The sequence below is a fragment of the Achromobacter pulmonis genome (genome assembly GCF_002885955.2).
GTDB lineage: Bacteria > Pseudomonadota > Gammaproteobacteria > Burkholderiales > Burkholderiaceae_B > Achromobacter > Achromobacter pulmonis_A.
The window spans coordinates 242,140-266,998 of record NZ_POQS01000004.1 but is presented as its reverse complement, the minus strand read 5'-3'; the positions used below and the strand labels follow the sequence as shown (position 1 = coordinate 266,998).

General features: G+C 69.8%; 24 protein-coding genes. 9 read left to right on the top strand and 15 right to left on the bottom strand.

The genetic code is table 11. The features are described 5' to 3' along the window. Nucleotides 1–8: 8 nt before the first annotated feature. From C1I89_RS16330 to C1I89_RS16320, 3 genes are read left to right on the top strand one after another with little or no spacing between them, the layout of a single operon-like run. Nucleotides 9–587, top strand: coding sequence for a chromate transporter (locus tag C1I89_RS16330; RefSeq protein WP_102773744.1), 579 nt, complete (start codon nucleotides 9–11; stop codon nucleotides 585–587). Next, nucleotides 584–1,108: a chromate transporter gene (locus C1I89_RS16325; protein ID WP_102773743.1), complete on the top strand. Its 525-nt coding sequence runs from the start codon at nucleotides 584–586 to the stop codon at nucleotides 1,106–1,108. The genes C1I89_RS16330 and C1I89_RS16325 overlap by 4 nt, the downstream gene beginning before the upstream one ends. A gap of 36 nt (nucleotides 1,109–1,144) precedes the next feature. Beyond that, entirely contained in the window at nucleotides 1,145–1,822 is a 678-nt protein-coding gene (locus C1I89_RS16320) for a DUF1345 domain-containing protein (protein ID WP_102773742.1), read from the top strand. Nucleotides 1,823–1,857: 35 nt separating this feature from the next. On the opposite strand, the gene C1I89_RS16315 is transcribed toward C1I89_RS16320, so the two are convergent. The 6 genes from C1I89_RS16315 to C1I89_RS16290 all read right to left on the bottom strand — a co-directional run bounded on the left by C1I89_RS16315 (nucleotide 1,858) and on the right by C1I89_RS16290 (nucleotide 9,217). Next, nucleotides 1,858–2,976 (bottom strand): methyltransferase, encoded by a 1,119-nt coding sequence (locus C1I89_RS16315; RefSeq protein ID WP_102773741.1) that lies wholly within the window; start codon nucleotides 2,974–2,976, stop codon nucleotides 1,858–1,860. Between the two features lie 105 nt (nucleotides 2,977–3,081). Next, nucleotides 3,082–3,339 (bottom strand): formate dehydrogenase subunit delta, encoded by a 258-nt coding sequence (locus C1I89_RS16310; protein WP_102773740.1) that lies wholly within the window; start codon nucleotides 3,337–3,339, stop codon nucleotides 3,082–3,084. 17 nt (nucleotides 3,340–3,356) lie between these two features. Next, the gene (gene fdhD, locus C1I89_RS16305; protein ID WP_440130639.1) at nucleotides 3,357–4,187 is read right to left on the bottom strand and encodes a formate dehydrogenase accessory sulfurtransferase FdhD; all 831 of its coding nucleotides are present in this window, start codon (nucleotides 4,185–4,187) and stop codon (nucleotides 3,357–3,359) included. 14 nt (nucleotides 4,188–4,201) lie between these two features. Further along, a complete protein-coding gene (gene fdhF / locus C1I89_RS16300) occupies nucleotides 4,202–7,078 on the bottom strand; it encodes a formate dehydrogenase subunit alpha (RefSeq protein WP_102773739.1) in 2,877 nt (958 codons plus the stop codon). 13 nt (nucleotides 7,079–7,091) lie between these two features. Next, nucleotides 7,092–8,663, bottom strand: coding sequence for a formate dehydrogenase beta subunit (locus C1I89_RS16295; RefSeq protein ID WP_102773738.1), 1,572 nt, complete (start codon nucleotides 8,661–8,663; stop codon nucleotides 7,092–7,094). Continuing rightward, on the bottom strand, nucleotides 8,660–9,217 hold the full coding sequence (locus tag C1I89_RS16290; RefSeq protein ID WP_102773737.1) for a formate dehydrogenase subunit gamma: 558 nt from the start codon (nucleotides 9,215–9,217) through the stop codon (nucleotides 8,660–8,662). Before C1I89_RS16290 ends, C1I89_RS16295 begins: the two co-directional genes overlap by 4 nt. A 139-nt stretch (nucleotides 9,218–9,356) precedes the next feature. Between C1I89_RS16290 and C1I89_RS16285 the strand changes: the two genes are divergently transcribed. Both C1I89_RS16285 and moaA read left to right on the top strand, forming a co-directional pair. Then, a complete protein-coding gene (locus C1I89_RS16285; RefSeq protein WP_102773736.1) occupies nucleotides 9,357–10,457 on the top strand; it encodes a substrate-binding domain-containing protein in 1,101 nt (366 codons plus the stop codon). Between the two features lie 7 nt (nucleotides 10,458–10,464). Beyond that, nucleotides 10,465–11,568: a GTP 3',8-cyclase MoaA gene (gene moaA / locus C1I89_RS16280; RefSeq protein WP_102773735.1), complete on the top strand. Its 1,104-nt coding sequence runs from the start codon at nucleotides 10,465–10,467 to the stop codon at nucleotides 11,566–11,568. Nucleotides 11,569–11,581: 13 nt separating this feature from the next. On the opposite strand, the gene C1I89_RS16275 is transcribed toward moaA, so the two are convergent. Genes C1I89_RS16275 through moaC form a run of 5 tightly spaced genes read right to left on the bottom strand, consistent with a single transcriptional unit; the run spans nucleotide 11,582 to nucleotide 14,517 of the window. Beyond that, entirely contained in the window at nucleotides 11,582–12,787 is a 1,206-nt protein-coding gene (locus C1I89_RS16275) for a molybdopterin molybdotransferase MoeA (protein ID WP_102773734.1), read from the bottom strand. 3 nt (nucleotides 12,788–12,790) lie between these two features. Next, on the bottom strand, nucleotides 12,791–13,312 hold the full coding sequence (moaB, locus tag C1I89_RS16270) for a molybdenum cofactor biosynthesis protein B (RefSeq protein ID WP_102773733.1): 522 nt from the start codon (nucleotides 13,310–13,312) through the stop codon (nucleotides 12,791–12,793). Beyond that, a complete protein-coding gene (locus C1I89_RS16265; RefSeq protein ID WP_168202168.1) occupies nucleotides 13,309–13,791 on the bottom strand; it encodes a molybdenum cofactor biosynthesis protein MoaE in 483 nt (160 codons plus the stop codon). Before C1I89_RS16265 ends, moaB begins: the two co-directional genes overlap by 4 nt. Nucleotides 13,792–13,796: 5 nt before the next feature. After that, complete coding sequence (locus C1I89_RS16260) at nucleotides 13,797–14,048, bottom strand: MoaD/ThiS family protein (RefSeq protein WP_102773731.1); 252 nt, start codon at nucleotides 14,046–14,048, stop codon at nucleotides 13,797–13,799. Further along, nucleotides 14,029–14,517, bottom strand: a complete 489-nt coding sequence (gene moaC / locus C1I89_RS16255) for a cyclic pyranopterin monophosphate synthase MoaC (protein ID WP_102773730.1) — start codon at nucleotides 14,515–14,517, stop codon at nucleotides 14,029–14,031. The genes C1I89_RS16260 and moaC overlap by 20 nt, the downstream gene beginning before the upstream one ends. 171 nt (nucleotides 14,518–14,688) lie before the next feature. Between moaC and C1I89_RS16250 the strand changes: the two genes are divergently transcribed. After that, nucleotides 14,689–18,192: a DUF748 domain-containing protein gene (locus C1I89_RS16250; protein WP_102773729.1), complete on the top strand. Its 3,504-nt coding sequence runs from the start codon at nucleotides 14,689–14,691 to the stop codon at nucleotides 18,190–18,192. A gap of 61 nt (nucleotides 18,193–18,253) precedes the next feature. Next, nucleotides 18,254–19,132: a dienelactone hydrolase family protein gene (locus tag C1I89_RS16245; protein ID WP_102773728.1), complete on the top strand. Its 879-nt coding sequence runs from the start codon at nucleotides 18,254–18,256 to the stop codon at nucleotides 19,130–19,132. A 210-nt stretch (nucleotides 19,133–19,342) separates the two neighbouring features. Here the strand turns inward: C1I89_RS16245 and C1I89_RS16240 are convergent, their stop codons facing one another. Both C1I89_RS16240 and C1I89_RS16235 read right to left on the bottom strand, forming a co-directional pair. Continuing rightward, a complete protein-coding gene (locus C1I89_RS16240; RefSeq protein ID WP_258231459.1) occupies nucleotides 19,343–20,197 on the bottom strand; it encodes a spermidine synthase in 855 nt (284 codons plus the stop codon). A gap of 41 nt (nucleotides 20,198–20,238) precedes the next feature. Continuing rightward, entirely contained in the window at nucleotides 20,239–20,676 is a 438-nt protein-coding gene (locus C1I89_RS16235; protein WP_102773726.1) for a hypothetical protein, read from the bottom strand. 226 nt (nucleotides 20,677–20,902) lie between these two features. Between C1I89_RS16235 and C1I89_RS16230 the strand changes: the two genes are divergently transcribed. Next, nucleotides 20,903–21,406 (top strand): peroxiredoxin, encoded by a 504-nt coding sequence (locus C1I89_RS16230; RefSeq protein WP_102773725.1) that lies wholly within the window; start codon nucleotides 20,903–20,905, stop codon nucleotides 21,404–21,406. A gap of 87 nt (nucleotides 21,407–21,493) precedes the next feature. Further along, on the top strand, nucleotides 21,494–22,873 hold the full coding sequence (locus C1I89_RS16225) for an MFS transporter (RefSeq protein ID WP_102773724.1): 1,380 nt from the start codon (nucleotides 21,494–21,496) through the stop codon (nucleotides 22,871–22,873). 13 nt (nucleotides 22,874–22,886) lie between these two features. Here C1I89_RS16225 and C1I89_RS16220 read toward each other — a convergent pair whose 3' ends face one another. Continuing rightward, nucleotides 22,887–23,753, bottom strand: a complete 867-nt coding sequence (locus C1I89_RS16220; protein WP_102774146.1) for an EamA family transporter — start codon at nucleotides 23,751–23,753, stop codon at nucleotides 22,887–22,889. Then, nucleotides 23,750–24,766, bottom strand: a complete 1,017-nt coding sequence (gene bioB, locus C1I89_RS16215) for a biotin synthase BioB (protein ID WP_102773723.1) — start codon at nucleotides 24,764–24,766, stop codon at nucleotides 23,750–23,752. Before bioB ends, C1I89_RS16220 begins: the two co-directional genes overlap by 4 nt. Nucleotides 24,767–24,859: the final 93 nt, after the last annotated feature.

Below are 24,859 nucleotides of genomic sequence, written 5' to 3'. Positions count from 1 at the left end.
ACATAAAAATGAACGCAGCAGCACCCTCCACCACCGAGGCCGCCTTGCGGCCCCCGCCCACCTGTGGGCAACTGTTCTACGGATTCCTGATGCTCGGCCTGACGGCCTTCGGCGGCGCGCTGCCGCTGGCGCGCCGCATGGTGGTCGAAAAGCACCGCTGGCTGAGCGGCCCCGAGTTCACCGATCTGCTGGGCCTGTGCCAGTTCCTGCCGGGCGGCAACATCATCAATCTTTCGGTCGCGCTGGGCATGAAATTCCGCGGCCCGCGCGGCGCCTTCGCGGCGCTGATGGGCCTGATCCTGGCGCCGTCGATCATCGTGATCATGCTGGGCATGGTGTACGACCGGTTCCAGGACGATCCGCACATCCAGCACCTGTTCGCCGGGCTGGCCGCCGCCGCCGCGGGCCTGCTGATCTCGATGGCGGTGAAGATCGGCACCCCGGTTTTCAAGCGCCGCGACTGGCTGGCCGGCGCGGTCGCCACGGTGTGTTTCATCGCCATCGCCGTGCTGCGCATTCCGCTGCTGCCGACCATGGCGGTGCTGACGCCGCTGAGCATCCTGGTGGTGTGGAGGCAGCGTCGATGATCCATACCCTTATCGCGCTGGGCCTGATCTTCGCCGAGCTGTCGGTGCTGGCCTTCGGCGGCGGCAACACCATCCTGCCCGAGATGCAGCGCCAGGTCGTGCAAGTGCATGGCTGGATGAGCGCGGCGGACTTTTCGGCCCTGTTCGCGCTGGGGCAGGCCGCGCCGGGTCCCAACCTGATGGTGGTCACGCTGGTGGGCTGGCACGTGGCCGGCGGCCTGGGCGTGCTGGTCACCACCATCGCCAAGTTCGGCCCATCCTCGGTGATCACCGTGATCGCGCTGGGCCTGTGGGAACGCTTCAAGGACCGCCCGTGGCGCGGCGTGATCCAGGCCGGCATCTTTCCCATGACGGTGGGCCTGGTGGCCGCCAGCGCGGCCCTGATCACCGAGGCCTCGGTGCACAGCTGGCTGCTGGGCGCGATCGCCGCGCTGGTGGCGCTGCTGGGCAGCGTGACCCGCATCCATCCGCTGTGGCTGCTGTTCGGCGGGGCGCTGGCCGGTTTGCTCGGCATCGGTTAGGGTAGGGGCTTGCCTCGCCACGCGCAGGAGCCCGCCATGCCCCCGCTCAAGGATTTCGAGCCCGAGACCGCCGCCGCCAGCCTGCCGTTCTTCCATGCGCACCGGCGCCTGGTGCTGTGCGCCGCGCTGCTGCTGGCCGGCGCCGGCGTGCTGTACGCCGCGGGCCTGCCGCTGGTGCTGGCGCTGCTGCTGGGATTCGACCTGGGGGCGCTGGTCTTCCTGATCCTGACGGCACGCGTGTTCGGCCGCACCAGCGCCCAGGCCATGCGCCGCCACGCGCAGGAGCAGGACGTGGGCCGCACGGGCGTGCTGTGGAGCAGCGTGGCGCTGTCCTGCATGGTGATGACGGCGCTGTGGGTGGAGCTGCGCATCGAGGAAGGCGCCAGCAGCGTGCTGGCCATGCTGGCCGCCGCCGCGACCATCATCCTGTCGTGGCTCTACATGAACATGATCTTCGCGCTGCATTACGCCCACGGCTATTACGGCCACCGCAACGCCATGCACAAGGGCCTGGACTTTCCCGGCACGGAAGATCCTGACTACTGGGACTTCGCGTACTTCGCGCTGGTGCTGGGCATGACCTTCCAGGTCTCGGACGTGCAGATCGTGAACCGGCGGCTGCGCCGCACCGCGCTGACGCACAGCGTCATCGCGTTTTTCTTCAACGTGTTCATCATCGCCATCAGCGTGAACGTGGCGGCCGGGCGCGTCTAGGGCCTGTGCGTGGCTCCTTTTAGTGTGAACAGGCCCTAGGCCGCCGCCAGCCGCCACAGCGAGGTCACCTCGCGCGAGCGCGCCGCATGCAGCGGGTCGGCCGTGTCGGCGGCGCGGCCGTGGGTGGGCCGGGTGTCGAGCCGGCCCGCCACGCGCAGCCCGGCCTGGGCGATCCATTCCAGCAGCTGTTCGCGGCTGCGCAGGCCGAGGTGCTCGGCCAGGTCCGACAGGATCAGCCAGCCTTCGCCGCCTGGCGCCAGGTGCGCGGCCAGGCCGTCCAGGAAGCCGCGCAGCATGCGGCTGTCGGGGTCGTACACGGCGTATTCCACCGGCGAGCTGGGGCGCGCCGGCACCCAGGGCGGGTTGCACACGACCAGCGCCGCGCGGCCCTCGGGATAGAGGTCGGCCTGCGCCAGTTCCACCCGGTCTTCCAGTCCCAGCCTTTGCAGGTTTTCGCGGGCGCAGGCCAGGGCGCGCGGGTCCTGGTCGGTGCCGACCACGCGCCTGAAGCCGCGGCGCGCCAGCACGGCGGCCAGCACGCCGCTGCCGGTGCCGATGTCGAAGGCGGCGTCGCCGGGCGGCAGCGGCGCCTGCGCCACCAGGTCCACGTATTCGCCGCGCAGCGGCGAGAACACGCCGTAGTGCGGATGGATGCGCGCGCCCAGGGCCGCGATCTCCACGCCTTTCTTGCGCCATTCGTAGGCGCCGATCAGCCCCAGCAGCTCGCGCAGCGAGGCCACGTAGGGCTCGTCGGCCGGGCCGTAGGCGGCTTCGCAGGCCTGGCGCGCGTCGGGCGCGCGGCGCAGGGCGATGCCGTGGCCGGCGTCGAAGCCGATCAGCAGCATGCCCAGGATGCGGGCGCGCTGCGACTGGAACTGGCGGTGCTGGTTGAAGGCGTCGCGCAGCGTGGCCGCGGGCTTGCGCGGACGCTTGTCGACGCGCCGCGCCATGGCCTGCAGCAGCTGGCGCGCGTTGTGGAAGTCGCCGCGCCATAGCAGGCCGACGCCCTCGCAGGCCTGGCGGTAGGCCTGGTCCGCGCCGAGCGTGTCATCGGCCAGCACCACGCGCCGGGGCGGCGCGGCGCCGCTTTCGGAACGCCAGCGCGCGGCGCGGGCAAGCTGGTTTTCTTCCCAGTGGATTTCGGGCGGGTTCAAGGCGTCGCTCCGGCGGGCCGGCGCGCGCGGGACAGGGCAGTCATTCGGGATGCAAAAGAAAAGGGCGCGGGCTGCCAATGTAGCAGCTTCGCGCCCCGCCGCCGGCTATTGCGCGCGGGCGACCGGCGTCAGGCGCTGGCGGTTCTGCGTGACCGCCTCCAGCACCAGGCCGTGCAGGCGGGTGTCGCCGGCGTCGCCGTCGGGGCTGCGGGCCAGGAAGTCCAGGAGCTCGTTGCGCATGCGCGGCTCCCAGAATTTATGGATGTGGTTGGCCACGCCCTCGAGCGCCTCGTGGCGGTCGGGCATGGCTTCGAAGAACTGGCCGATGCGGTTGGCCATGCGGATGAGGTTGCCGATTTCCATGCGTGGTGTAGTCCGGTTCAGGTGACGATGCGCTCGGGATGGGAGTACAGCGTGGCGTCGTCGCCGCGCAGGAATCCCAGCAGGGTCAGGTTGGCGTCCTGCGCCAGGCGGATGGCCAGCGAGGTGGGCGCGGACACGGCCGCCAGCACGCCGATGCCGGCCGCCGCCGTCTTCTGCACCATTTCGAAGCTGGCGCGGCTGGTCACCGCGGCGATGCCGGCGTCGGCGCGCATGCCCTGGCGCGCCAGGGCGCCGATGAGCTTGTCCAGGGCGTTGTGGCGGCCCACGTCCTCGCGCACCAGCGCCAGCGCGCCGTCGGCGCCGGCCCAGCCCGCGGCGTGGGTGGCGCCGGTCAATTCATGCAGCGCCTGGCGCGCGCGCATGGCGCGCATGGCGGCCAGCACCGCCTGCACGCGCACCGGCGCGGCGCGGGCCAGCGGCGCGACGGGACGCAGCACTTCGGGCAGCGTTTCCACGCCGCACAGCCCGCAGCCGGTGCGCCCGGCCAGCGCGCGCCGGCGGGCCTTGAGACGCGCCTCGCAGGCGCTGGAGATTTCCACCTGCACCACGATGCCGTCGGGCCGCGGCAGCAGGTCCATGCCGCGCACGTCATGGACGCCGGCGACGATGCCTTCGGACAGCGCGAAGCCCAGCGCGAAGTCCTCCAGGTCGGCCGGCGTCGCCAGCATGGTGGCGTGGCTGATGCCGTTGAACTCCAGGGCCACCGGGGTTTCCTCGGCCACGTAGTCCTCGGCGCCGGCGCCGAAGGCGCCCGCGCGCAGGCGGGTGATGGGCACCCGCGCGCAGTCGGCGCGGGCGGCGGGAGCGGGGAAGGGCAGGGACATCATGGCGGTTCGCGGCCTTATTTGCCGGCCAGCGCGGCGGCGTCTTCGCGTTCGCGTTCGCGCAGCAGCTTGTGCTGGATGTCGGCGAAGCGCGACCACTCGCGCTGCCATTCCGAGGGCTGGGACACGCGCGTGACCTGCACGGCGGTGACCTTGTACTCGGGGCAGTTGGTGGCCCAGTCGGAGCTGTCGGTGGTGACCACGTTGGCGCCCGATTCGGGGAAGTGGAAGGTGGTGTACACCACGCCCGGCTGCACCCGGTCGGTGATCGTGGCGCGCAGCACGGTCTCGCCGGCGCGGCTCTGCACGCCGACCCAGTCGCCGTCGCGCACGCCGCGGTCCTCGGCGTCCTGCGGATGCAGTTCCAGCAGGTCCTCGCTGTGCCAGGCCACGTTGGGCGTGCGGCGGGTCTGGGCGCCCACGTTGTACTGCGACAGGATGCGGCCGGTGGTCAGCAGCAGCGGGTAGCGGCGCGTGCTGCGCTCGTCGGTGGGCACGTACTTGGTGATCATGAAGCGGCCCTTGCCGCGCACGAACTCGTCCACGTGCATGGTGGGCGTGCCGTCGGGCGCCTCGTCGTTGCACGGCCATTGCAGGCTGCCCAGGCGGTCCAGCTTCTCGTAGGTGACGCCGGCGAAGGTCGGCGTCAGCCGCGCGATCTCGTCCATGATCTCGCCGGGATGGCTGTAGTTCATGGGGTAGCCCAGCGCGTTCGACAGCGCCACGGTGACTTCCCAGTCGGACTTGCCGTTTCTGGGCTGCATCACTTTGCGCACGCGCGAAATGCGGCGCTCGGCGTTGGTGAAGGTGCCGTCCTTCTCCAGGAAGGACGAGCCCGGCAGGAACACGTGCGCGTACTTGGCGGTCTCGTTCAGGAACAGGTCCTGCACCACGATGCACTCCATCGCCGCCAGCGAGGCCGCGACGTGCTGGGTGTTGGGATCGGACTGCACGATGTCCTCGCCCTGGCAGTACAGGCCCTTGAACGAGCCGGCCAGCGCCGCCTCGAACATGTTGGGGATGCGCAGCCCGGGCTCGGGCTGCAGGGTCACGCCCCAGTCCTGTTCGAACTGGCTGCGCACCGCGTCGTCGGAGATATGGCGGTAGCCCGGCAGTTCGTGCGGGAACGAACCCATGTCGCACGAGCCCTGCACGTTATTCTGCCCGCGCAGCGGATTGACGCCCACGCCTTCGCGGCCGATGTTGGCCGTGGCCATGGCCAGGTTGGCGATCGCCATCACGGTGGTCGAGCCCTGGCTGTGTTCGGTCACGCCCAGGCCGTAATAGATGGAGCCGTTGCCGCCGGTGGCGTACAGGCGCGCCGCGCCGCGCACGGCCTGCGCCGGCACGCCGGTGATGGCCTCCATCGCCTCGGGCGAGTTCTCGGGCAGCGACACGAAATCGCGCCACTGCTGGAAGGACTTGGCCTCGCAGCGCGCGGCCACGAAGGCTTCGTCGATCAGGCCTTCGGTGGCGATCACGTGGGCCATGGACGACAGCAGCGCGGTATTGGTGCCCGGGCGCACCTGCAGATGGAAATCGGCCTTGATGTGCGGCGAACTCACCAGCTCGATGCGGCGCGGGTCGATCACGATCAGGCGCGCGCCCTGGCGCAGGCGGCGCTTGAGGCGCGAGGCGAACACCGGGTGGCCGCTGCTGGGGTTGGCGCCCATGACGATCACCACGTCGCTGTGCATGATCGAATCGAAGGTCTGGGTGCCGGCCGATTCGCCCAGCGTCTGCTTCAGGCCGTAGCCGGTGGGCGAGTGGCAGACGCGCGCGCAGGTGTCGACGTTATTGGTGCCGAAGGCGGCGCGCACCAGCTTCTGGACCAGCCAGGTTTCTTCGTTGGTGCAGCGCGACGAGGTGATGCCGCCGACCGCGTCGCGGCCGTAGCGGTCCTGGATGCGGCGGAATTCCGAGGCCGCGTAGGCGATCGCCTCTTCCCACGACACTTCCTTCCACGGGTCGGTGATGCGCTGGCGGATCATGGGCTTGAGCACGCGCTCCTTGTGGGTCGCGTAGCCCCAGGCGAAGCGGCCCTTCACGCAGGAATGGCCACGGTTGGCCTTGCCGTCCTTCCAGGGCACCATGCGCACCACTTCCTGGCCCTTCATCTCGGCCTTGAAGCCGCAACCCACGCCGCAATAGGCGCAGGTGGTGACCACCGAATGCTCGGCCTGGCCCATCATGATGACGGTCTTTTCCTGCAGCGTGGAGGTCGGGCAGGCCTGCACGCAGGCGCCGCAGGACACGCATTCGCTGTCCAGGAACGGCTGGTCCTGGCCGGCCGCCACGCGCGATTCGAAACCCTTGCCGGAGATCGTCAGCGCGTAAGTGCCCTGGGTTTCCTCGCAGGCGCGCACGCAGCGGTTGCAGACGATGCACTTGGACGGGTCGTAGGTGAAGTACGGGTTCGATTCGTCCTTGGCGTCTTTCAGGTGGTTGGCGCCCTCGTAGCCGTAGCGCACGTTGCGCAGGCCCACCACGCCGGCCATGTCCTGCAGTTCGCAGTCGCCGTTGGCCGGACAGGTCAGGCAATCCAGCGGGTGATCGGAGATGTACAGCTCCATCACGCCGCGGCGCAGGTCGTGCAGCTTGGGCGTTTCGGTATGGACCACCATGCCGTTCTCGGCCGGCGTGGTGCAGGACGCGGGATAGCCGCGGCGGCCTTCGATCTGCACCAGGCACAGCCGGCAGGAGCCGAACGGCTCCAGGCTGTCGGTGGCGCACAGCTTGGGGATGTTGATGCCGGCCTCGGCGGCCGCGCGCATCAGCGACGTTCCCTCGGGCACGGTGACGGCCTGGCCGTCGATGGTGAGGGTGACGGTGACGGCGGATTCGCGCGCCGGCGTGCCCAGGTCGCGATCGCGCTTGATGACGGTTTCTAGCATGGCGGTCTCGGGTTCAGGCCGTGTGAGCGGCGGGCAGGGAGGATTCGATGCCGAAGTCCTGCGGGAAGTGGTTCAGCGCGGACAGCACGGGGTAGGGCGCCATGCCCCCCAGCGCGCACAGCGAACCGGCCAGCATCGTGTCGCAGAGGTCGCGCAGCAGGTGCACCTGCTGTTCGCGCCCGGGGCCGCCGGCGGCGATCCGGTCCAGGGTTTCGACGCCGCGCGTCGAACCGATGCGGCAGGGCGTGCACTTGCCGCAGGATTCGATGGCGCAGAACGCCATCGCATAGCGCGCCATGCGCGCCATGTCGACAGTGTCGTCGAAGGCCACCAGGCCGCCGTGGCCGATCATGGCCGAGATCTGCGCATAGGCCTCGTAGTCCAGCGGCACGTCCCATTGCGATTCCGGCAGGTAGGCGCCCAGTGGCCCGCCCACCTGCACCGCGCGCAGGGGGCGGCCCGAGGCGCTGCCGCCGCCGAAGCCGTACAGCAGGTCGCGCAGGGTCAGGCCGAAGGCCTTTTCCACCAGCCCGCCGTGCTTGAGATTGCCGGCCAGCTGGAACGGCAGCGTGCCGTGCGAGCGGCCCACGCCGTAGTCGCGGTAGTAGGCCGCGCCGCGCGCCAGGATGATGGGCACGGTGGCCAGCGAGATCACGTTGTTGATGACCGTGGGCCGGCCGAACAGGCCGGAGACGGCGGGCAGCGGCGGCTTGGCGCGCACCACGCCGCGCTTGCCTTCGATGCTTTCGAGCAGCGAGGTTTCCTCGCCGCAGATATAGGCGCCCGCGCCCACCCGGACCTCCAGGTCGTAGCGGCGTCCGCTGCCGTGCACGTCCTCGCCCAGCCAGCCGGCTTCGCGGGCGCATTCGATGGCGGCCTGCAGCGTGGCGATGGCCTGCGGATACTCCGAGCGCACATAGATGTAGCCCTGCGTGGCGCCCACCGCCAGGCCGGCGATGGTCATGCCTTCGATCAGCACGTAGGGGTCGCCTTCCATCAGCAGGCGGTCGGCGAAGGTGCCCGAATCGCCTTCGTCGGCGTTGCAGACGATGTATTTCTGGCCGGCCGGGGCCCCCGCCACGGTGCGCCACTTGATGCCGGTCGGGAACGCCGCGCCGCCGCGCCCGCGCAGTCCGGACTCCACCACTTCCTCGACGATCTGCGCCGGCGCCATGGCCAGCGCGCGCTGCAGGCCCTGCAGGCCGCCGTGCGCGGCATAGTCCTCGAGCGACAGCGGATCGGTCACGCCGACGCGGGCGAAGGTCAGGCGCTCCTGTTGCTTGAGATAGGGAATTTCCTCGGTCAGGCCCAGGCGCAGCGCGTGCGCGCCGCCGGCCAGCCAGCCGGCGTCGAACAGTCCGGCCACGTCCTCGGGCTGCACCGGGCCGTAGGCGATGCGGCCCTGCGGCGTGGCGATTTCGACCAGCGGCTCCAGCCACAGCATGCCGCGTGAACCGTTGCGCACGATCCGCACGTCCTGGCCGCGTTGCGCCGCGGCGCGTTCGATGTCCAGGGCCACGGCGTCGGCGTCCAGGGCCAGGGCCGCGGCGTCGCGCGGCACATAGATGACGATGGGGGCGTTCATGCGTCGGCCTCCCGCAGGCCGGCCAGCAGCCGGTCCAGCTTTTCGGGGGTGACGCGGGCCCGGGGCCGGCCGTCCAGCATGACCGCCGGCGACTGCGCGCACAGCCCCAGGCAGTACACCGGCTCCAGCGACACGGCGCCGTCGGCCGAGCGGGCGTGGAAATCGCAGCCCAGCGCGGCGCGCGCGTGCTCGGCCAGGCGTTCGCCGCCCATGGCCTGGCAGGCTTCGGCGCGGCAGACTTCCAGCCTGTGGCGCGCCGGCGGTTCGCTGCGGAAATGCGGATAGAAGGTGATGACGCCGTGGACCTCGGCGCGCGACAGGTTCAGGGCCTCGGCGATGGTCTGCACCGCCTCGGCCGGAATACAGCCCAGTTCGTGCTGCACCGCGTGCAGCACGGGCAGCAGCGGGCCGGGCTGGTCTTTCAGCCGGGCCAGTATGCGGGCGGTGGCCGCGATGGCCGGGGTGGGGGACGCCTGGGCCGCGTCCAGGGCCATCTGGCCGCCGCGGGCGCCGCCGCTGGACGCCAGATCGGATGTTGCCTCGCGCGCTTGCACGTCGGTCTCCTCCTGTATTGCTGTGGTGTGGGGGGCCTGTTTTTGAGATTTATATGTTGTTAAAAGCATATAAAACACCAGCCGCCCGCGTTATTTGTGTACTCTAGCTACCTAAACCTGGCTCATCAATAAGAAATAAATGACATATAAGTTTCGCATCGGCCTGCGCCCGCAATGGACGCTGGGCGGCGAGGACGGATCGGCGGCGGTGCCCTTGCAGGACATGCTGGCGCTGCTGGCGGCCATCGACGCCACGGGCAACATCGCCGGCGCCTGCCGCGCCTGCGGGCTGTCGTACCGGCATGCCTGGGGCGTGCTGCGGCGGTTCGAGGACATATTCGGGACCCAGCTGCTCATCACCGCCCGCCGCCAGGGCACGCAGCTGGCGCCGTTCGCGCAGCGCCTGCTGTGGGCCAACCGGCGCATCGAGGCGCGCCTCATGCCCACGCTGGAAAGCATGGCCTCGGAACTCCAGGAGGAACTGGAGCGCCTGCTGCCCGAGAGCGGGCCGCACCTGCGGCTGCATGCCAGCCACGGCTTCGCGGTCGAGTCGCTGATGCAGCACATGAGCGGGCGCAAGCCCGGCCTGGAGCTGCGCTACCGCACGGCGATCGAGGCGCTGGCCTCGCTGGAGCGCCACGAATGCGACCTGGCGGGTTTCCAGGTGCCGCAGGGCGAGTTCGAGGCGCCCATCATGGCGCGCTATGCGCAGTGGCTGCACGTCGACGACTGCCTGCTGATCCACCTGGCGGTGCGCAACGCCGGCCTGTTCGTCACGGCCGGCAACCCCAAGGGCATACGCGGCATGGCCGACCTGGCGCGTCCCGACGTGCGTTTCGTCAACCGCCAGATCGGCTCCAGCACCCGCCACCTGGTGGAGCTGATGCTGCAGCGCGCGGGGGTGACGACCGGCCAGGTGCAGGGCTATGACACCAACGAATTCACCCACATGGCCATCGCCGCGCACATCGCCAGCGGCATGGCCGATACCGGCATGGGGGTGGAGACCGCGGCCTGCCGCTTCGGCCTGGACTTCATTCCGCTGGTGCGCGAGCGCTATTTCTTCGCCATCCGCAAGTCGGCGCTGGAGACGGCGGCCATGCAAGGCCTGCTTTCCATCATGCGCAGCCCCGACTACATCGGCTATGTCGGCCAGCTGGCTGGTTATGACGCGCGCGACACGGGACGGCTGCAGACCCTGCAAGAAGCCTTTCCATCGGGGCCGGGCGCCGGGATATGATGCATCCATGAGCAAAGTGATACTCCTTGCCGATCATCGCAACGGCCGTCCGGCCGGCCTCGTCCCCGGAGAACTGCCGCCCGACGGCCAGCCCGCGCTCGACCGGCGCGCGCGGCCGCTGCGCGACCTGCGGATCTCGGTCACCGACCGCTGCAATTTCCGCTGCACCTACTGCATGCCGCGCGAGGTGTTCGACAGCAGCTATACCTTCATGCCGCATTCGGCGCTGCTGTCGTTCGAGGAAATCACGCGGCTGGCCGGTATCTTCACGCAGCTGGGCGTGGAAAAGATCCGCCTGACCGGCGGCGAGCCGCTGCTGCGCAAGCACCTGGAAAACCTGGTGGGCCTGCTGGCCGGGCTGCGCACGCCGCAAGGCCGTCCGCTGGACCTGACCCTCACCACCAACGGCAGCGTGCTGGCGCGCAAGGCTGCCGATCTCAAGCGCGCCGGGCTCACCCGGGTCACGGTCAGCCTGGACGCGCTGGACCCGGCCATGTTCCAGGACATGAGCGACAGCGGCTTCACGCCGGATGACGTGCTGCGCGGCATCGACGCCGCGGCGGCGGCCGGGCTGGCCCCGGTCAAGGTCAACATGGTGGTGCGGCGCGGCCTGAACGACGGCCAGATCCTGCCGATGGCCGAGCGCTTTCGCAACAGCGGCCACATCCTGCGCTTCATCGAATACATGGACGTGGGCAACACCAACGGCTGGAACCTGGCCGAAGTGGTGCCCAGCCGCGAAGTGCTGGACCGCATCGCCGCGGCCCACCCGATCGAGCCGATCAGCGACGGCGAGATGGGCCGCGTGGCCGAACGCTGGCGCTACCTGGACGGCGGCGGCGAAATCGGGGTTATCTCCAGCGTCACGCACGCCTTCTGCGGCGGCTGTACGCGCGCGCGCCTGTCGCCGGAAGGCAAGCTGTTCCTGTGCCTGTTCGCGCACGAAGGCTACGACCTGCGCGCGCCGCTGCGCGACGGCGCCAGCGACGAGGAACTGGCGCGCATCCTGGCCGGCATCTGGGCCGGCCGCGCCGACAACTACTCGGAGCAGCGCGGCCGCAACATGGCGGACCCGTCGCGCAAGATCGAAATGAGCTATATCGGCGGCTGACGCCGCCGCCGCGCTACGCCAGCCAGTGGCGCAGGTCGTAATAGACCACCCGGTCGCGGTCGTGCACCGGCACGTCCGCGGGCAGCCGGGCCAGGCCGGTGGACCAGGGCATGGAGCTGATCACGCCCGAGCCCTGGTGGCGGTACGGGATCAGTTCGGCGCCGCCGTCCTCGGCCGGGCGGCGCTGCACCCGCAGGAATTCCTCGCGCGCGTCCTGGCGCGGCGCTTCGGTGCGCAGCGGCAGCCGGCTGACCGGCGGGAACAGGGTTTCGCGGCCCTGCATGCGGCGCACCAGCGGCGAGACCAGCATGGCGAACACCGCATACGACGACACCGGATTGCCGGGCAGGCTCACCACGGGCTTGCCGTCTATGGTGGCCAGCGCCACCGGCTTGCCCGGCTTCATGCGCACTTTCCACAGCGCCAGTTCGCCGCCCAGGGTGGCCAGGGCCGGCTTGACCAGGTCGCGCTCGCCCACCGACACGCCGCCCACCGTCAGCACCAGGTCGCAGTCGGCCAGCAGGGTCTTGAACGCCGCCAGCAGGTCCGCCTCGGTGTCGCGCGCATGCAGCACGTGCACCGGCTCGGCGCCCATGCCGCGCGCCAGCGCGGCCAGCATGGGACCGTTGGAGTTGTAGATCTGCTGCGCGGCGCGCGGCTGGCCGGGCTGGACGAGTTCGTCGCCGGTGGTCAGGATGCCGATGCGCAGGCGGTCGTAGACCCGCACGCGGGCCAGGCCCTGCGAGGCCATCAGCGCCACGTGCGCGGCTTCCAGCAGCGTGCCCGCGGGCAGCAGCGGCGCGCCGGCCAGGGTGTCCTCGCCGCGGCGGCGGATGTGTTCGCCCGGCGTGGGGCGGCGCGAGATCTGCACGCTGCCGTCGGCCTCGGCCGCGTCTTCCTGCATGACCACGCTGTCGGCGCCGGCCGGAATCAGGCTGCCGGTGAACAGGCGGATGGCGTGGCCGGGCTTGAGCGGTTCGGGCACGTCGCCGGCGTAGCAGCGCTGCTGGACCGGCAGGCGCGCCTCGGGCGTCCAGTCGGCCTCGCGCAAGGCGTAGCCGTCCATGGCGCTGTTGTCGGCCGGCGGAATGTCCACGGTGGCGTCCAGCGCCACGGCCAGCACGCGGCCGGCGGCCTCGGCCAGGTCGACTTCGCTGCTGCGCTGCAGCGGCTGCGCGGCGTGGGCCAGCAGGGTCTGGGCTTGATCGAAATCGAGCATGGGTCAGTCTTCTTCTTCGCGTTTCTTGAATTGCGTGGCGAAATTGCAGGGCCGGTGGCGGCTGTCGAGCTGCTCGCGCAGGATGTGCTCCCAGGCGGTTTCGCAGGCGTTGTTCGAGCCGGGCAGGCAGAAGATCAGGGTCTGGTTGGCGAGGCCGGCGAAGGCGCCGGACTGGACCGCCGAGCTGCCGATCTGGCCGTGCGAGAGCTGGCGGAACAGTTCGCCGAAGCCGGGCACCTCGCGGTCCAGCAGCGGCTGCACCGCCGCCTGGGTCTGGTCGCGCGGGGCGAAGCCGGTGCCGCCGCTGGTGATGATGACCTGCACTTCCGGATCGGCGATCCATTCGCTCAGGATGCGGCGGATCTGGTAGCGGTCGTGCCTGACGATGTCGCGCCGCACGCACTGGTGGCCCTCGCGGGCCAGGCTCTGCGCCAGCAGGTTGCCGGAGGTGTCGTCGCCGGCGCTGCGGGTATCGCTGACCGTGAGCACGGCGCAGGCCAGCGAAACAGGGCGTTCTTCGTTCATGGATGCTCCTTCGTGGCGGGGCTTTCTTCATCCCAGGACTGCGTGCGGTCCTGGTCGGATTGTCGTTGTTCCACCCAGAAGCTGTCGCCGCCCGCGAGGGTCTCGCGCTTCCAGAAAGGCGCGCGGGTCTTGAGCGCGTCGATGATGTATTCGCAGCCCCGGAAGGCGTCGCCGCGGTGGGCGCTGGCGGCCGCCACGAAGACGATCTGCGCGTTGCGCGCGAGCGCGCCCACGCGGTGCACGATCACCGTGCCGGCGAGGTTCCAGCGCGCGCGGGCGGTGGCGGCGATCTCTTCGAGCTCGCGCTCGCACATGCCGGGATAGTGTTCGAGAAAGAGCGTGTCGGTGGGCGTGTCGGGCGCGTAGTCGCGCACGTAGCCCACGAAAGTGACGATGCCGCCCACGCCCGGCCCGGCGCTTGCGCGCAGGGCGGCCGTAAGCGCGGCGCCGTCGAAGTCGGCTTCCTGGACGCTGATCATGGCGTTCAACCTCCGGTCACGGGTTCGAATACGGCGACCTCGTCGCCCGCGCGTATGACCGCCGTGGGCTTGGAGTGGGTCTGGTTGATGGCCAGCTTCAGGCGCGCGGCCGGCGCCAGCTGGGGATAGCGTTCGCCCAGCGCGGCGAGCAGCTGCGCGCCGGTGGATTCGCCCTCCAGGGGCCAGGCTTCGGCGCGCTTGCCGACCAGTTCGGCCACGCGCGCGAAGTACAGAAGATTAATCGTTGCGCCACTCACCGCTTTTTCCTCCCGCCTTGTACTTGAGGCGAACTTGTTCGATCACGATGCCCTTGTCGGCAGCCTTGCACATATCGTAGATGGTCAGCGCGGCCACGCTGCAGGCCGTCATGGCCTCCATTTCGACGCCGGTCTTGTAGCTGGTGCGGCAGGTGGCCAGGATGTCGATGCGGTGCGCCGAGTCGTCCAGCGCGAACTCCACGCCGACGAAGGACAGCGGCAGGCTGTGGCACAGGGGGATCAGCTCGGCGCAACGCTTGGCGGCCAGGATGGCGGCCACGCGCGCGGTGTTGAGCACCTCGCCTTTGCCCTGGCCCGGCTGGGTCAACAGGCCGTAGGCCACGGCGTTCATGCGCACGGAGGCGGCGGCGACGGCCACGCGCTCGGTGTCCGTCTTTGCGATGACGTCGACCATGCGGACCTGGCCGGCTTCGTCCAGGTGGCTCAAGGTTGGGGTGGACGTGGACATGGGTATCGGAAGCGAGAATTGTTAATGATTGAAAAGGGCGGCCCCGGCGGGCCGGACAAGACCGCCGTTGCGCCTATGATAGACGAGCGGTGAAGGGGGCGCGATAATCGCGCCTGTAGTCATTAGAAGGACGGAATCGCACGGCCTTCAATTCGTATCAGGAGACGCGCAATGCCCTTGCGGATGCCAAAACTTCGGTTGTCAGGCCGGGTCGGCAAAATTCTTCTAGGCATTGCGGCATTCATACTCATCCTCTTCGGCGTCGCCGCCTGGCAAGTTCCCAAGGTCCTGGCCGACGTGCTCACGCAGGACGTCTCCAAGATGATCGGCCGCGATGTCTCCGTCGGCAAGATCAGCTTCAATCCCTTCACGCTGACCGTTCGCGCGCGCGACCTGGCCGTGGCCCAGCCCGGCTCGCAGACGCCGCTGCTCACGCTGGCCGAACTCGACGCCAGCGCGGCCTGGACCTCGCTGTTCTGGTTCGCGCCCGTGGTCGACCGCCTGACGCTGCGCGAGCCTAACATCGCCATCGTGCGCGAGGACGTCACGCGCTTCAATTTCTCTGACATTCAGCAACGCGTGGCCGAAATGGCGGCCGCCCAGCCCGAAGCGCCGCCCGAGCCCGACGCCGGGCTGCCCCGTTTCTCGCTGAACAACATGGTCATCGAGAACGGCTCCATCACGCTGGACGACAAGGTCACCGGCCGCAAGCAGGTGGTCGACGAACTGGGCGTGGGCGTGCCTTTCATCTCCACCTTCGGCTACGCCACCGACATCGACGTGCAGCCGCGCCTGCACCTGCGCATCAACGGCAGCCCCTTCGACCTGACCGGCGTGGCGCGGCCCTTCGACGTGGTGCCCTCGTCCACGCTGCGCGTGGCGTTCGACGGCCTGCAGCTGGAGAAGTGGGCCGACGTCTGGCCCATGCCGCTGCCGTTCAAGCTGGAAAGCGCGCTGCTCGATTCCAATCTGCAGGTCGTGTTCGAGCAACCCAAGGACGCGCCGCCCAAGATCCGCGTCATGGGCGACCTGGGGCTGCGCCGGCTGGACCTGCGCGACACCGCCGGCCAGGGCCTGGCGGCCTGGAGCGCGCTGACGGTCAGCCGCCTCGAACTCGAGCCCATCGAACGCCGCGTCTACGTGGGCGAGGTGGGCCTGTGGGCGCCGCAGATCCACGTGCGGCGCCAGGCCAATGCGCAGCTGAACTGGCTGGACGTGGTGGCCAAACTCAAGCAGCTCGGCGGCGTCGAGCCCACCGCCACGCCGGTGGCCGACAAGCTGCGCAAGGCCAGCGGCCTGAAGCCGGCCGAGCATCCGGCAGCGCCCGCCGCGGCAGCCGTTGCGGCGCCGGCGGCCACGCCCGCCGATGCCGGCGCGGCGGCGCCGCCCGCCGCCCCCGCCGCGCCGCCCGAACCCGCGGACTGGAAAGTCAATCTGGACGCCTTCAACCTGCACGAGGGCGAGCTGTACGTCAACGACGCGGTCAGCAAGCTGGACTACGTCATGACCGGCCTGGCCGCCACCGTCGAAGGCGTGGCGCTGCCGCAGGTCGAGGGCGAGCCCATCAACCTGTGGCTGACCATGGACAACAGCACCGACGGCGGCTGGCTGCGCGCCAAGGGGCCGCTGGTCATCAAGCCGCTGTCGCTGGAGCTGGGCGTGCGGCTGGGCAACGTCGCGCTGGCGCCGCTGGCGCCGGCCGTGCGCAACGCCGCGCCGATCGCGCTGCTCGACGGCCGGCTGGCCGCGGCCGCGCAGGTGCACGTGCGCGAGCAAAACGGCGCGGTCGATGCGTCGGCGACCGGCGTGCAGGCCGACCTGACCGGCTTCAAGGCGCGCGACGAATCGCTCAAGCCGGCGCTGGACCTGGCGCTGCAGAGCCTGCGTGTCACCGCCGACCGCCTGGCCATGGGACCGGGCCAGAGCAATTTCACGCTGGCCGCGGCCGGCATCCAGGGCAACGGCAAGCTGGACCTGAAGGGCGTCTTCACGCCGCAGCCGCTGACGGTGAAGACGGCGGTGGACCTGTCGGGCCTGAACGTCGCCACCTTCGCGCCGTACGCGGCCTCCAGCCTGAATGCCACGGTGCGCGCCATCACGCTGGGCGCCAAGGGCAATGCGGAATTCGCCGCCGCGGCCGGCAACGCGCCCATGAAGGCCGGCTGGAAGGGCGGGGTGGAAATCACCGACGTGGACCTGCAGGACCGCGTCAACAACGACGACTTCCTGAACTGGAAGCGGCTGGGTTTCTCGGGCATGGACATCTCGGTGGCGGGCGACAAGATCGGCGCCAGGCTGGGCGACATCGCGCTGGAGGATTTCTACGGCCGGGTGCTGCTCAATGCGCAGGGACGGCTGAACGTCATGGACCTGGTGGCCGCGCCCGGCCAGGCCGGCGGCTCGATCACCCAGGACACGCAGACGCCGGGCCGCAACAAGGCCCCGCCGGCGGCGGCGCCGGCCAAGGGCGGCGCCAGCGCCATGCCCGACATCGCGGTCAACAGCGTCACGCTGAACCGCGGCCGCATGACCTTCACCGACCGCTTCGTCAAGCCCAACTACGTGGCCGAGCTGTCCAGCATCGAAGGCTCGATCACGGCGGTGTCCTCCACCAATCCGCAGCCGGCCAAGGTCAAGGTCACCGGCCGCGTCTACACCACGGCGCCGCTGTCGATCAGCGGCATCGTGCAGCCCTTCGCCAAGTACCTGACGCTGGACCTCAAGGCCACGGCCAAGGGCGTGGACCTGCCGCGCTTCAACACCTATTCGGCCAAGTACGTGGGCTACCCGATCAAGCGCGGCAAGCTCTCGGTCGACCTGGAATACAAGATCAAGGACCGCGCGCTGCAGGCCACCAACCACGTCATCCTCAACCAGCTGACCTTCGGCGACAAGACCAACAGCCCCGACGCCACCAAGCTGCCGGTGCTGCTGGCGGTGGCGCTGCTGAAGGACGCGCGCGGCAATATCGACATCAACCTGCCGGTGTCCGGCTCGCTGGACGATCCGCAGTTCTCGGTGGGCGGCATCGTGGTGCGCGTGCTGATGAACCTGGTGGTCAAGGCCGTGACCTCGCCCTTCAGCCTGCTGGCCTCGGCCTTCGGCGGCGGCGAGGAGCTGTCCTACGTGGAGTTCGCGCCCGGCAGCGCGGCGCTGACCGAGGACAGCGTGCAGCGCATCGACACGCTGACCAAGGCGCTGGCCGACCGTCCCGCGCTGAAGATGGACATCAGCGGCCGCGCCGATCCCAAGACCGACATGGAAGGCCTGCGCCAGGCCTGGGTCGACGGCCAGATCCGCGCCGCCAAGGCCGCCGACACGGCCCCGCGCGGCAAGAAGCCGAACCCGGCCGGCGTGCAGGTGTCGGCCGCCGAGCGCGCCAAGTACCTGGAAGAGGTCTACGACGACACGGACATCGAGGACAAGCCGCGCAATTTCATCGGCATCGCCAAGTCGGTGCCGGCCGAACAGATGGAAGCAATGCTGCGCAAGGCGGCGCCGGTGGGCGAAGAGCAGTTGCGCCAGCTGGCCGACGCGCGCGCGCAGGCAGTCTACGAGAAGTTGCAAGCCCAGGAAGGACTCGCGGATCGGGTGTTCATCGTTGCGCCGCAACTGGACGCCGACGGCATCAAGGACGAGGGCCTGCCCTCGCGCGTGGACTTCTCTCTGAAGTGAACCCGGCTGGCCGCGAGGGGCGCGCCTGCGCCCCGGGCCGGCCTTTGCCAGGAGATGCTCGATGAAAGACCAGGACGCGCAGTTCGACAGCCTGCTTCCGCCCCTGCGGCTGGACCGGCGGGGATTCATCGCCACGTCGGTGGCGGCGGGATTCTCGCTTGCGGCCGGCCAGGCCGTGGCCCAGACCGCGATTTCCACCGACGCCTCCGGCCTGACCGCCGGCAGGATCGGCGTCCCGGTGAAGGACGGCCGCATGCCGGCCTACCGCGCGGCGCCGCAGGGCAAGAAAAACCTGCCCACGCTGCTGGTGGTGTCGGAGATTTTCGGCGTGCACGAGTACATACAGGACGTCTGCCGCCGGCTGGCCCACCAGGGCTACCTGGCCGTCGCGCCGGAATTGTTCGCGCGCCAGGGCGACCCGTCCAAGTACACCGACATTCCGAAGCTGCAGGCCGAAGTGATCAGCAAGGTGCCGGACGCCCAGGCCCAGGCCGACCTGGATGCCGCGGCCGCCTGGGCCGCCGCCAACGGCGGCGACCCGGACCGCCTAGGCATACTGGGGTTCTGCTGGGGCGGACGCCAGGTCTGGCTCTACGCCGCCCACAACCCCAGGCTGAAGGCCGGCGCCGCGTGGTACGGCCAGCTTGGCGGCGAACCCAGCGAGCTCAAGCCCCGCTCGGTGCTGAGCCTGGTCAAGGACCTGAAGGCGCCGGTGCTGGGCGCCTACGGCGGCAAGGACGCCGGCATCCCGCAGACCGACGTGGACCGCATGCGGCTGGCCCTGGCCGAAGGCCCCGCGCCGGCCAAGGCCTCGCGCATCGACGTCTACCCCGACGCGCCGCACGCCTTCCACGCGGATTACCGCCCGTCCTACCGCAAGGCCGAAGCCGAACAGGCCTGGACCCGCATGCTGGACTGGTTCAAGCAGAAGGGGCTGTAGGATGGGTGCAGCGCGAGACGCTCCAGACAAGAACACGGGCGCCAAGCGCGCGTAACCCATCAGGCGGCGCAAGCCGCCGGGTTTCGTCGCATGCTGTTGTTGGCCTCTTGCCAAGAAAACCGGCGGCTTGCGCCGCCTGATGGGTTACGCGCGCTGGATACTTGAGTGCTTGCTTAAGAATTCTCGCGCTGCACCCATCCTACGCCCCGCTCAATCCCGCAACAACTCCACCCCTTCCACCGCCCCCAGGGTCGAGCCATACCGGTCCAGCGCCCGCTCCGGCTCGACCCCGATGCGGCCCAGCGCGCCACGCCATCGCGCCGCGTTCGCGGCCAGGACATCGCGCCCCGGCAGCGGCCCGCGCGCCGCCACGATCACCCGGTTCGATTCGCGCAGGTTGAAGAAGGTCCCGAACACGGCCGCGTACGTGGCCGATTCCCGTTCGTACAGCCGGCTGTTGGTGAAGGTGTTGGCGACCACGATGCCGTCGTCCGTCAGGATCGCCTTGACGTGCTCCAGGAATTCCACCGTCATCAGGTGTTCGGGGATGTAGTCGACGTCGAAGGCGTCCAGCATCACCATGTCGTACCGCCGGTTCTCGCGATGCGCGCGTTCGATGTAGGCGCGGCCGTCCTCGATGTGCAGGCGCTGGCGCGGACCTTCGCGGTAGCCGAAATAGGCGGCGGCGACCTTGCCGACCGCGGGGTCGATTTCCACGGTGTCGATGACCGCCTCGGGCAGCAGCCTGGCCAGGGTGTTCTGCAAGGACGCGCCGCCCAGGCCGACGATCAGTATGCTGGCCGGCGCCGGCTTGGCGTACAGCGCGCTCATCATCATGCGGGTGTAGGAGAAGACCAGCTTTTCGGGGTCGGCCAGGTCCATGCAGGTCTGGCGGCCGAAGTCCACCATGGTGTTGAAGTTCATGCAGCGTTCGCCGTTTTCCTCGAACACCAGGACCGCGCCGAAGCGCGAGCGTTCGCTGTGCAGCAGTTCGGCGCCGGCCTGCACGCCGGAATGGAAGAGGGCGGCAAGGCCCAGGAACGAGGCGCAGAGCAGGCGGAGCATAAGAGGTGCCATCGATGGGGATGGCACATCATATCGCCCGCCTACTTGGCGTATTCTCCCGGCAGGCCGTCGTTGACCTCGGCCAGGGCGTTCTTCATGTCCTCATAGCTCATGACGCGTTCGTTCTGGAACCCGCCCAGCACGCCGCGGCAGCCGTCGACGCCGGAACGCTTCATGTCGTCCATCATGGTCTTGCCCTGGGCCTGCCCCTTCTGGAATTCGGCGTCGTACGCGGCCGCCGAAAAGCCGTATTCCTGGGCGTACTGGAGCAGGTTCTTGCGGGAGTTGGACTGGTGCTGGGCCAGGTCGGGCTCGGAGGCGCCGCAGGCGCGGGCCGCGCCGTTGGAGGCGCCGGCGGCCATGACGAAGGAGTCGTACTGGATCTGTTCGCTGGCGTCGGGGGCCGCCCAGGCGGGGGCGGTCCATAGGGGAGCGGCGGCGCCCAGCGCCCAGGCCAGGCGGGTCAGGATCTTGCGCATCGGTGAATCTCCGCGGGCGTGGGTGTCTGTCACACGAAAATATCCCGCACATTATGACAATCAGCCGTTTCGAGGCCATGTAGGGGCGGTATAGAGTCGTATCAGACTGTGCATCTTCTTTTCCCCGGCCGGGCTTTGCAGCGCCCGGGCCGCGCAAGAACTATGATGGAGCCTGCGGGGCGATTCCGCCCCCGAAGCCGTATCCCTTTACCCCTGGAGATTCCCCATGACGATCAAAGTCGGCGACCGCGTGCCCGACGGCACCCTGACCGAATTCATCGAGACCGAAACCGCCGGCTGCTCGCTGGGCCCCAACGCGTTCCAGGTCGCCGATCTGGTCCGCGGCAAGACCATCGCGCTGTTCGCCGTGCCGGGCGCGTTCACGCCCACCTGCTCGGCCAAGCACCTGCCCGGCTACGTGGAGCAGGCCGACGCGCTCAAGGCCAAGGGCGTCGATGAAATCTGGTGCGTGGCGGTCAACGACGCCTTCGTCATGGGCGCCTGGGGCCGCGAGCAGAAAACCGACGGCAAGGTCCGCATGCTGGCCGACGGCTCGGCGCTGTGGACCCAGGCCCTGGGCCTGGAGCTGGACCTGGTCCAGCGCGGCATGGGCGTGCGCTCGCAGCGCTACTCGGCGCTAATCGTCGACGGCGTGGTCAAGCAGCTGAACGTCGAGGCGCCCGGCAAGTTCGAAGTCAGCGACGCCGCCACCATGCTGTCGCAGGTCTGACCCCCCAGCCGTTTCCGTTTTACCGCTCGACGCCGCGGGCCGCCTTTGCGGCCCGCGGCGCTACCGACAGCAGCGGTCGCCGACGCCATGCTCGCCACCCTTTCCTCATTCTCGTCGCTGTATTTCGCGACCTTGCTGATGCTGATCGGCACAGGTCTGTTCAACACCTACATGGGCCTTCGGCTGACCGCGCAATCGGTCAGCGAGGTATGGATCGGCGCCCTGATCGCCGGCTACTACCTGGGCCTGGTGTGCGGGGCGCGCCTGGGCCACCGCCTCATCATCCGCGTCGGCCACATCCGGGCCTTCGTCGCCTGCGCCGCCATCGCCACCAGCATGATCCTGGCCCAGACGCTGGTCGAATCCATGCCGCTGTGGCTGGTGTTCCGCGTCATCTCGGGCATCGTCATGGTGACCGAATTCATGGTCATCGAGAGCTGGCTCAACGAGCAGACCGAAAACCACCAGCGCGGCCGCGTGTTCTCCGTCTACATGGTGGTGTCCGGCCTGGGCACGGTGCTGGGCCAGCTGGCCCTGACCGCCTACGCCACGCTGGACCTGCGCCCGCTGACCCTGGTGGCGATGTGCCTGGTGCTGTGCCTGGTGCCCATCGCCGTCACGGCCCGCTCCCACCCGCCCACGCCGCTGCCCGCGCCGCTGGACATCCGTTTCTTCATGCAGCGCGTGCCGCTGTCGATGACGGTGCTGTTCGTGGCGGGCAACCTGTCCGGAGCCTTCTACGGCCTGGCGGCGGTCTACGCCGCCAAGCACGGGCTGTCCACCTCGCAGGCGGCCATCTTCGTGGCCGCCGCCGTGACCGCCGGCCTGCTGTCCCAATGGCCCATGGGCTGGCTGTCCGACCGCATCAACCGCGCCGGCATGATCCGTTTCAACGCCTTGCTGCTGGTGCTGCTGCCCATCGTCATGTGGGGCTGGATCGCGCTGCCGTACTGGGCGCTGGTCGCCATGTCCTGCATCTTCGGCGTGCTGCAGTTCACGCTGTACCCGCTGGGCGCGGCCTTCGCCAACGACCACGTCGAGTCCGAACGCCGGGTCAGCCTGTCGGCCGTGCTGCTCATGACCTACGGGGTGGGGGCCTGTGTCGGCCCCATGATCGCCGGCATGATGATGTCGATGGCCGGCCCCAGCATGTACTACGTGTTCATATCGGCCTGCGCCGTGATCCTGGTCTGGCAGGTGCGTCCCACGCGCGTCACCGGCGCGCACCAGGTGGAAGAGGCGCCCACGCACTTCGTGCCCATGCCCGACACGCTGCAGAGCTCGCCGGCGGCGGCGGTGCTGGACCCGCGCGTCGATCCCGAGAACGACATCGCCATGGAGATGGTGCAGCCCGATCCGTCGGCGGCCGTTCCGCCCGCGGAACCGGCTGCGGCGGATGCCGCCGAAGCCGCGCCGGACGAAACGGCCGAGCCCGGCGACGAGCGCGAGATCCGCACCGGCACCTGAATCCTGCCCAGGGTCACCAGGGCGCCATCAGCACGATGGCGGCCAGGGCCAGGGCGATGCCCAGCAGGTTCAGGCGCGACAGCGGCTCGCGAAACGCCAGCGCGCCGACCAGCGTGCCCAGCGTGACGACCCCCATGTTCATCGACGCGAACACCAGCGCGGGGTGCTCGGGCAGCGCCTGGTGCGCGCGGATATAGGTCAGGATGTTGCCGAAGTTCGCCAGCCCCAGCGCCACGCCGGCGGCCAGGTGGCGGGCCTCCCAGCGCGTCCGCCGCAGCAGATGGAAGGCCAGCATCAGCAGGCCGGCGATGACGAAGGCCAGCAGCAGGCCGCCCGCGAACGCGGTGCCGGCGCGCGCCATCTGCTTGAACAGAATGTCGATGACGCCATAGCCCAGCCATACCGCCAGCGGCCACAGCCAGGTCGCGCGGCCGCCGCCGGGGCCGTCCTCGGCCGCGGGCGGGGCGCGGCGCAGCAGGCAGTACAGCGCGCCGGCGGCCAGCAGCGTCGCGCCCAGCTTGCGGGCGCTGGGCGGTTCGCCGAACAGCAGGAAAGCGGCCAGCAACGGAATGAACAGCGACAGCCGCTGCGCGGCGTCGCTGCGCACGATGCCGGCATGGCGCACCGCCTGCGCCATGGCCAGGAACACGCTGGGCAGGAGCACGCCCAGCGCGGCCAGCACCAGCCACGGCGTGCGCGGAGCCAGCAGCCCGGCGGCGTCCGGGCGCAGCACGGCCCAGCAGAGCAGGGCGGCGACCAGGTAATTCATGGCGATGGCCTGGCCCACGTCGATCCGCCAGCGCCGGGCCAGCTTGAGCAGCACGGCCACCGTCACGCTGCATGCGACGCTGGCCAGCAGGTACAGCAGGCCGGGCGTCAGCGGCACGCCGAGGGCTCCCCGCCGTGGCCGGCCGCGTCCACGCGCATGCCCAGGCGCGCCAGCAGGCGCTGGTCGGCTTCCATCTGCGGGTTGGCGGTGGTCAGCAGCGCGTCGCCGTAGAACATGGAATTGGCCCCGGCCATGAAGCACAGCGCCTGCAGCGCGTCGTCCATGGTCTCGCGCCCGGCCGACAGGCGCACCGCGGCGCGCGGCATGGCGATGCGCGCCACCGCGATGGTGCGCACGAACTCGAACGGGTCCAGCGCGTCCACGCCGGCCAGCGGCGTGCCTTCCACCTGGACCAGGTTGTTGATGGGCACGGATTCGGGGTAGGGGTCCATGCTGGCCAGCTGGGCGATCAGGCCGGCGCGCTCGCGCCGCGATTCGCCCAGGCCGACGATGCCGCCGCAGCACACGCTGATGCCGGCCTCGCGCACCCGCTCCAGCGTGTCCAGGCGGTCCTGGTAGGTGCGGGTGGAGATGATCTTGCCGTAGAACTCCGGCGAGGTGTCCAGGTTGTGGTTGTAGTAGTCCAGGCCGGCCTCTTTGAGCTGTTCGGCCTGGCCCTCGCGCAGCATGCCCAGCGTGACACAGGTCTCCAGGCCCAGCGCCTTGACCGCGCTGACCATCTCGGCCACCGCGTCCAGGTGGTGCGGCTTGGGGCTGCGCCAGGCCGCGCCCATGCAGAAGCGCTGCGCGCCGCCGGCCTGGGCCTGGCGCGCAGCGGCCACCACGTCGGCCAGCGGCATCAGCTTGTCGGCGTCCAGGCCGGTGTCGTAGTGCGCCGACTGCGGGCAGTAGGCGCAATCCTCGGGGCACCCGCCGGTCTTGATCGACAGCAGGCTGGAGAGCTGGATGACGTTGGGGTCGAAATGGGCGCGGTGCGTCTGCTGGGCGCGGAACACCAGGTCCATGAATGGCAGCTCATAGAGCGCCAGGATGTCGGCGGCGCTCCAGGCGGCGGGGGCGGCGGGCCGGGCGGGAGTCGGGACGGGAATGTAGGCGGTCTGCATGAACGGGCTCCTGTCGGTCTGGCGGAATCGAGCCGCTTGCTGGGCAAGGGCAGGTCCGGCGGATCGTAAGAAGCCGCGCAGGGTTTGCGCAAT

Excerpts from the sequence above, each read along its gene's own strand:
- C1I89_RS16330 (WP_102773744.1), top strand. The coding sequence starts at position 9 with ATGAACGCAGCAGCACCCTCCACCACCGAGGCCGCCTTGCGGCCCCCG.
- C1I89_RS16325 (WP_102773743.1), top strand. The coding sequence starts at position 584 with ATGATCCATACCCTTATCGCGCTGGGCCTGATCTTCGCCGAGCTGTCG.
- C1I89_RS16320 (WP_102773742.1), top strand. The coding sequence starts at position 1,145 with ATGCCCCCGCTCAAGGATTTCGAGCCCGAGACCGCCGCCGCCAGCCTG.
- C1I89_RS16310 (WP_102773740.1), bottom strand. The coding sequence starts at position 3,339 with ATGGAAATCGGCAACCTCATCCGCATGGCCAACCGCATCGGCCAGTTC.
- fdhD (WP_440130639.1), bottom strand. The coding sequence starts at position 4,187 with ATGATGTCCCTGCCCTTCCCCGCTCCCGCCGCCCGCGCCGACTGCGCG.
- fdhF (WP_102773739.1), bottom strand. The coding sequence starts at position 7,078 with ATGCTAGAAACCGTCATCAAGCGCGATCGCGACCTGGGCACGCCGGCG.
- C1I89_RS16295 (WP_102773738.1), bottom strand. The coding sequence starts at position 8,663 with ATGAACGCCCCCATCGTCATCTATGTGCCGCGCGACGCCGCGGCCCTG.
- C1I89_RS16285 (WP_102773736.1), top strand. The coding sequence starts at position 9,357 with ATGACATATAAGTTTCGCATCGGCCTGCGCCCGCAATGGACGCTGGGC.
- moaA (WP_102773735.1), top strand. The coding sequence starts at position 10,465 with ATGAGCAAAGTGATACTCCTTGCCGATCATCGCAACGGCCGTCCGGCC.
- C1I89_RS16275 (WP_102773734.1), bottom strand. The coding sequence starts at position 12,787 with ATGCTCGATTTCGATCAAGCCCAGACCCTGCTGGCCCACGCCGCGCAG.
- moaB (WP_102773733.1), bottom strand. The coding sequence starts at position 13,312 with ATGAACGAAGAACGCCCTGTTTCGCTGGCCTGCGCCGTGCTCACGGTC.
- C1I89_RS16265 (WP_168202168.1), bottom strand. The coding sequence starts at position 13,791 with ATGATCAGCGTCCAGGAAGCCGACTTCGACGGCGCCGCGCTTACGGCC.
- moaC (WP_102773730.1), bottom strand. The coding sequence starts at position 14,517 with ATGTCCACGTCCACCCCAACCTTGAGCCACCTGGACGAAGCCGGCCAG.
- C1I89_RS16250 (WP_102773729.1), top strand. The coding sequence starts at position 14,689 with ATGCCCTTGCGGATGCCAAAACTTCGGTTGTCAGGCCGGGTCGGCAAA.
- C1I89_RS16245 (WP_102773728.1), top strand. The coding sequence starts at position 18,254 with ATGAAAGACCAGGACGCGCAGTTCGACAGCCTGCTTCCGCCCCTGCGG.
- C1I89_RS16240 (WP_258231459.1), bottom strand. The coding sequence starts at position 20,197 with ATGCTCCGCCTGCTCTGCGCCTCGTTCCTGGGCCTTGCCGCCCTCTTC.
- C1I89_RS16235 (WP_102773726.1), bottom strand. The coding sequence starts at position 20,676 with ATGCGCAAGATCCTGACCCGCCTGGCCTGGGCGCTGGGCGCCGCCGCT.
- C1I89_RS16230 (WP_102773725.1), top strand. The coding sequence starts at position 20,903 with ATGACGATCAAAGTCGGCGACCGCGTGCCCGACGGCACCCTGACCGAA.
- C1I89_RS16225 (WP_102773724.1), top strand. The coding sequence starts at position 21,494 with ATGCTCGCCACCCTTTCCTCATTCTCGTCGCTGTATTTCGCGACCTTG.
- bioB (WP_102773723.1), bottom strand. The coding sequence starts at position 24,766 with ATGCAGACCGCCTACATTCCCGTCCCGACTCCCGCCCGGCCCGCCGCC.